The 854-nt window shown below is 76.6% G+C and carries 1 protein-coding gene; it reads right to left on the bottom strand.

The genetic code is table 11. The features are described 5' to 3' along the window. Nucleotides 1–854, bottom strand: an 854-nt coding sequence (locus MXD58_RS25870) for an AMP-binding protein (protein ID WP_250610330.1), incomplete at both ends; no start/stop codon positions are given.

Below are 854 nucleotides of genomic sequence, written 5' to 3'. Positions count from 1 at the left end.
GGCATCAGGCTCTCCAGCGGCACCGAGGTGATCCCCGCGGGCTTGCTCCCGGCGTGGTTGGAGTGGTGGCGGACCCGGGAACGGCCCGGGGGCGGCGTCGAGAACGGACCGCCAGCGGGTCGGGGTGGCCTGTGCCAGCGTGACGGCGCCGGAGCCGAGCAGGCCGGCGAGGACCGCCGGGTCCCGCGCCGCGTCGCCGTCGACGAGGTGGACGCACCCGCCGACGGTCAGCGGTGCGATCAGCTCCACGGTGCTCGGGTCGAAGGCCAGGGTCGTCGCGGCCAGCACCCGGTCCGCCGAGCTGATGCCCACGGCCTCGACGAACGAGGCGAGGAACGTCGCGAACGACCGGTGGCTGACGATGACGCCCTTGGGGCGTCCGGTCGAGCCCGACGTGTAGATCAGATAGGCCGGGCTGTCGGGATCGACGCCGGCCGGACCGGTCGCGGGGGCCGTCCACGTCCCGGGCTCGTCGACGAGCAGCAAGCCTGCCCCGGAGGGCAGCGGCAGGCCCGGTGCGAGGGCACGGGTGGTGAGGAGCACCTTCGGTGCCGCGTCGGTGAGGAGGTAGGCGATCCGGTCGGCCGGGTAGCCGGTGTCGACCGGCAGGTAGGCGGCGCCGGCGAGGCCGGTGGCGGCGAGCGCGACGACCAGGTCGGCCGTGCGAGGCAGCGCGAGGGCGACGACACTACCCGGACCGGCGCCGTGCCCGGCGAGGACCACCCGCAGCGCCTCGGCCCGCGCCGCCAGCTCCCCGTAGGTGAGGGTCGCCGTGGAGGTGACCAGGGCGACGCGGCCCGGGTCGCGCTCGGCGTGGGCGGACAGGCGCGCGGTCCAGGGTGCGGCGGCGGCCC

The organism is Frankia sp. AgKG'84/4, from assembly GCF_023242965.2.
Lineage (GTDB): Bacteria > Actinomycetota > Actinomycetes > Frankiales > Frankiaceae > Frankia.
The sequence above is the reverse complement of the archived record's forward strand: the minus strand, read 5'-3'. Positions and strand labels throughout refer to the sequence as shown.